The 4,998-nt window shown below is 72.3% G+C and carries 4 protein-coding genes; 1 reads left to right on the plus strand and 3 read right to left on the minus strand.

Annotated elements, in window-relative coordinates:
- Nucleotides 1-1,196: MFS transporter (locus AB0J68_RS27020; RefSeq protein WP_363941120.1), on the minus strand; the 1,196-nt coding region annotated here is incomplete at its 3' end.
- A gap of 234 nt (nucleotides 1,197-1,430) precedes the next feature.
- Nucleotides 1,431-2,489, minus strand: coding sequence for a mechanosensitive ion channel family protein (locus AB0J68_RS27025; protein ID WP_363941126.1), 1,059 nt, complete (start codon nucleotides 2,487-2,489; stop codon nucleotides 1,431-1,433).
- Nucleotides 2,490-2,754: 265 nt separating this feature from the next.
- Between AB0J68_RS27025 and AB0J68_RS27030 the strand changes: the two genes are divergently transcribed.
- Nucleotides 2,755-3,291, plus strand: a complete 537-nt coding sequence (locus AB0J68_RS27030) for an HNH endonuclease (protein ID WP_354860605.1) — start codon at nucleotides 2,755-2,757, stop codon at nucleotides 3,289-3,291.
- 116 nt (nucleotides 3,292-3,407) lie between these two features.
- Here the strand turns inward: AB0J68_RS27030 and AB0J68_RS27035 are convergent.
- The coding region (locus AB0J68_RS27035) for a DUF6194 family protein (RefSeq protein WP_363941123.1) at nucleotides 3,408-4,998 on the minus strand (1,591 nt) is incomplete at its 5' end.

Genomic DNA, 4,998 nt, shown 5'->3' on the forward strand with positions numbered 1-4,998 from the left:
ACCCCGGCGGCGCTCCAGACCCCCACCACCACCGGAATGGAGAACCGCTCGGCGAGCAGCCCGGTGACCAGCACCGCGAGACCCTGGATGACCTGGACGCCGGTGGCCATCACGCCGAACGCGCGGGCCCGGAATCCGTCCGGCAGCGCCTGGACGAAGAGCCCGTTGGCCATCGGCATCATCCCGGCGACCGCGAACCCGCACAGGGCGGCCAGCATCGCCACCACCAGCGGTGGAGGGTCGAACAGTGCCGGCACCAGCACCAGCGGGGAGAACACCGCGAGGGGCCGCATCAGGGCCAGTCGGCGGGTCGGGCCGAACAGCCGGCTCACCAGCAGCCCACCCAGGACGTAGCCCACCGGGTTGGCGACCATGATCACCGCTTGCGCGGTGCCCGGGGCCATGCCGCCGGAGGAGCCCTTGTTGGCCCAGGCCGCGGCCAGCCCCTCCGGAACGATCGAGAACAGCAGCGCGCTGAACACCAGCACCGCGATGGCCCGCAGCACCGGCGTGCCGAACACGATCTGGAACCCCTGGGCGGTCTCCCGGAGCAGGTGAGAGCGGTGCGCGCTGGTCATCGTCGCTGGCCGGTTCCGCACGCCGAGGCGGACCAGCAGCGCCGAGAGGCCGAACGTGACCGCGTTGAACAGCAGCGCGACCGTCGGGTCGATGGAGGCGACGGCGGCGCCGAGCAGGTAGCCGACGACCTGGGCCGCCTGACCGATGCTGGCGTTCAGCGACAACCCGACCACCAGCCGGTCCCCGGCGAGGATCTGCGGCATCAACGCGGACTTCGCGGCCTGGCTCGGCGGGTTGGCGAGCGTGGCCGCGAAGATGAGCACCAGCAGCGCCGGAACGGGCAGGTCGGGGAGGGCGATGAGCAGCATCAGCGCCATCCGGATGACGTCACACGCCACCATCACCCTGCGGTACGGGTGCCGCTCGGCCAGGGCGGCGAGCAGCGGGCCACCCAGCAGCCACGGCAGGTAGCTGACCGCGAACGCGGCGGCGGAGAGCGCGACGGACCTGGTCTGCTGGTAGACGAGGAGGGTCACGGCGGCCTTGGCGACGTAGTCACCGACCCAGGAGAGAGCCCCGGCCGCGAAGACGGCCCGGAACTCGCGCTGGGCGAACACTTCGCGAAAAGTGGCCGGGCCTTCCGCGGAAGGTCGCTCGTCGGGCACCGTCGCCTCCATCGGCCCCCGGAACGGCAGCTCGTGGCGGCCGGGCCGGGAACACTCGTCAGATCTACGGATCAGCGAGGATGTGACCACGCTCCGGCGGGAACGCGTGCTCCGGATTCTGCCCGATCGTCTGACAACTAGCTAGGGCGAACGGATCGTTCGTCGCATCCCCGACTGAACGAACGGACGATACTCCAGGGGCCGGGCGGCTGGCGACCCCTGTATTGCCGGCCAGTCTCGCCGGTGTCAGGTGGCGCCGCCCTGGCCGGTCTCACCCTCCGGCAACGGCCGGCTCGACACACCGGGATAGATGCGGGCGGCGGCGATCTGCGCGGTGATCCCCGAGTTCTCCAGCGCCTCCGCCAGCCTGCGGCGCAGCTCCCGGCTCACCGCGAACTGGCCGTCGGCCGTCGTCTTCACCACCGTACGGATCACGGCGCCATCCACCGTCATCTGCTCGACACCCAGCACCTCCGGGGCCTCCACGATCTCCGGCGACAGCTCCGGGTCCAGCGCCACCGAGGCGGCGGCCGTCCGCAGCACGGCGCTGGCATCCTCCGTACCGCTGAAGCCGATCGGCAGGTCCACGACCACCAGCGCCCAGCCCTGGCTCTTGTTGCCCACCCGGATGATCTCGCCGTTGCGGATGTACCAGAGCACGCCGCGTCCGTCGCGGACCGTGGTGACCCGCAGCCCCACCGACTCCACGACACCTGTCGCCTCGCCCAGGTCGACGTTGTCGCCCACGCCGTACTGGTCCTCGATGAGCATGAAGAGCCCGGCGATCAGGTCCTTGACCAGGCTCTGCGCGCCGAAGCCCAGGGCGACGCCGGCGATCCCGGCGCTGGCCAGCAGCGGGGCGAGGTCGAAGCTGAACTCGCGCAGGATCATCAGCAGCGCGATGCCGAAGACGAACGCGGTGGTCAGGCTGCGCAGCACCGAGCCGATCGCCTCGGCCCGTTGCCGGCGGCGCTCCGGCACGAACTCGGCCGGGTCTACCGCGGCCGTGGGCACCCGCTCGCGCAGCGGCCGCAGCATGGTCGGCACGGCGCCGTTGGTGGTCGTCCGGACCAGTCGGTCGATCGTCCGGTGCAGCGCCCAGCGGGCCACCATCGCCAGCGCCACTATCAACAGCACCCGCAGCGGCTTGAGCAGGATCCAGTAGCTGCCCTCGGCGAACCATTCCGACCTGGTGATCCCGTAGATCCACTCGCAGGAGGTGCTGCCCTGACAGTTCACCGACACGGCGTCGGACAGGGCAAGGGGCGTTTCGCTGGCGGCACTCACCCTGTCTTCGTACCGCAACGCCCCGGACCGGCCGCCGCCGACCCACCGGCCGGGTGAGATGCGCCCGAGCGCCGGGTCGGACCGGGGCGAACCGGCCATCGTGACAGGTGCGGGAAAGAGCTTCACGTCCGACCCCGGATTAGTACGTGCAATCCGGGGTCCGATCAGGGACTATTGGCGCAACGGACGTCGGTGATCGAGCGGGCGTCGACGGTGCGGGCCCTCGTGCCCAACTCCGGTCGGCGGCGTTCGCAGCAGCCGCTGAACCGGGAGGGTGAGCGCGATGCCTGACATACGACCCACGGTGGGCTCCGGCGCGCTGGTCCTCAACGCCACCTACGAGCCCCTGTGTGTCGTGTCGGTGCGACGCGCCGCGATCCTCGTCCTCTCCGCCAAGGCCGTCTGCGTCGCCGACGGTGACGGCATCCTGCACAGCGCCCGCGACGCGCTGCCGGTTCCGTCGGTGGTCCGTCTGACCCGCTTCGTCCGGGTGCCCTACCGCACCCACGTCGGGCTGTCCCGCCGAGCGATCTTCGCCCGGGACGGCTGGCGGTGCGCCTACTGCCGAGGGCCGGCCGAGACCATCGACCACGTCTTCCCGCGCAGCCGGGGTGGCCGGCACGCCTGGGAGAACGTGGTCGCCGCGTGCGCCCGGTGCAACCACACCAAGGGCGACAAGACCCCGGCGGAGCTGGGCTGGCGGCTGCACGCCCTGCCGACCGCGCCGAAGGGCACCGCCTGGCGGGTCCTCGGGCACCGCGCTCCGGACCCGCGCTGGGCCGACTGGCTCGACCTGCGCGAGCCCGAAGCGGCCGCCTGACCGATCTCGCGAGCCCGAAGCGGCCGCCTGACCGATCTGTGCGGGCCCGAGGCGGCCGCCTGGCCCGACCTCTGCGCGGGCCCGAAGGGCCGCCAGCTCAGGAGCACCGGTCGGGCTCAGTCGTGCTGCGCGGCCGCTCGGCGGGTCGCGCGCTCGTGCCGGTCGACCGCCCGGGTGTGCGCGACGGTCAACAGCCGGTCGATCTCGGGCAGCATCTGCGGCCCCGGCATCACGATGCTGGCGAAGCCGTACAGGGCGTACCCCGGGTGCGGCGTGACCGTGTCCAGCCGGGCGAAGTCGAAGGCGTCCCGGTGCTCCTCGAACGCCTTCGGTGGGAAGCCGAACATCCTCTCGAACTCGGCCCGGCCCAGGTCCAGGTTGAGGCGGAAGACGCCGGGGCGGTCCAGCTGCGCGGCTTCGTCGAAGCCGGGCACGTCGTGCTCGACGATGGTGGCGAACGGCTGGCGGCGGTCCGGGCCGACGTAGAAGAACCGGTCGCCCCAGGCGCCCTCGGGTGATCCGTCCTCCTCGCTCGCCATCACCTGCTCGACGTCGGGCAGCGCGCGGATCCGGTCGGCGAGCACGGTCGCGTCGACGCCGGTCGGGATGTGCAGCACCGCGTCGGCGTGGTCGATGGTGGCCTGGTCCAGCGGGAAGTAGCGGTAGTCGTGCGCTCGCCGCTCGGCCGGCCCGATCTCGGCCGCCCGGACGTACCCGGGGAGGGTGAGCTTCTGCTGGAGCCTGCCCTCGTAGGTCGACGCGGCAGGCACGTCGATGCCGAGCGCGGGGCTCGCGCCGAGGCTGCCGACGATCACCGCGTACCGCTCGCCCAGCAACGCTCCGACGATCGCGCCGGCACCGGCCCACGACACCTCCCTCGCGCCCACCGTCATCGTGCTCGGGTGGCGCTGGAGGTGCGTGTTGTGCGCGAAGACCAGCGTGGGTCCACGGTGTGCCTCGACCGCCCGGATCGCGAGCAGGTTCTCGGCCATCAGCGCGTCCCGGACCGCGGCCAGGTGGGCGAAGCGTTCCTCCTGGACCAGTGGCGCCGCGGCCGCCGCGTGGTAGCGCAGCACCGCGACCGCCGACGTGGCGTGGACGAATGCCGCAGGCCAGCCCTCGGGCCGTCGGTGTGCCCGCAGGTACAACTCGGTCAGCAGGTCGTCGGTGAGCACCCGCAGTCGCTGGGCGTCGGACGAGCGTCCGACCGACCGGCCCGGCTCCCAGATCGCGGCCGTGTCGCTCCAGCGGGCCTCGTCCCCGACGAGGTCGTCGATCTCGACCGACCGGTCGAGGTCGAGGTCGAGGAATTCGCACACCCGCAGCAGGTGACGCCGCGGGCTCGGGGCGCCCTCGATCTCCAGCGGGGCGTCGAAGCCATGAAATCTCAGGCGCTCGGCGTCGGGCCGTCCGTCGTTCCACTCGCGCATCCGCAGCAGCAGGTCACGGTTGGCCGGCGCGGCGCCGAACCCGTGGCTGAACCCCTCGGCGAGCGCGCGGTCGAGCGTCATGGCCCCGCCCTGCACGAACGCGTCGGCGAGCAGTCCCGCGGCCCGGTCGCTCTCCAGGGCGATCGACCGGTAGCCGTGCTCGGCCAGCGTCAGGAAGGCGTCGTTGCGGATCTGGAGGAACGCGGATTCACCGTGCGTCGGGGGGGGGCGCGGGCGCCGGCGGGGGGGGCGCGCGCACGACTGAAAAAATGGTGGG

The sequence above is a fragment of the Micromonospora sp. NPDC049580 genome (assembly GCF_040675595.1).
In the GTDB taxonomy this organism is placed as follows: domain Bacteria; phylum Actinomycetota; class Actinomycetes; order Mycobacteriales; family Micromonosporaceae; genus Micromonospora.

Coding starts and splice junctions, on each gene's coding strand:
- AB0J68_RS27030 (WP_354860605.1), top strand. CDS start 2,755: ATGCCTGACATACGACCCACGGTGGGCTCCGGCGCGCTGGTCCTCAAC.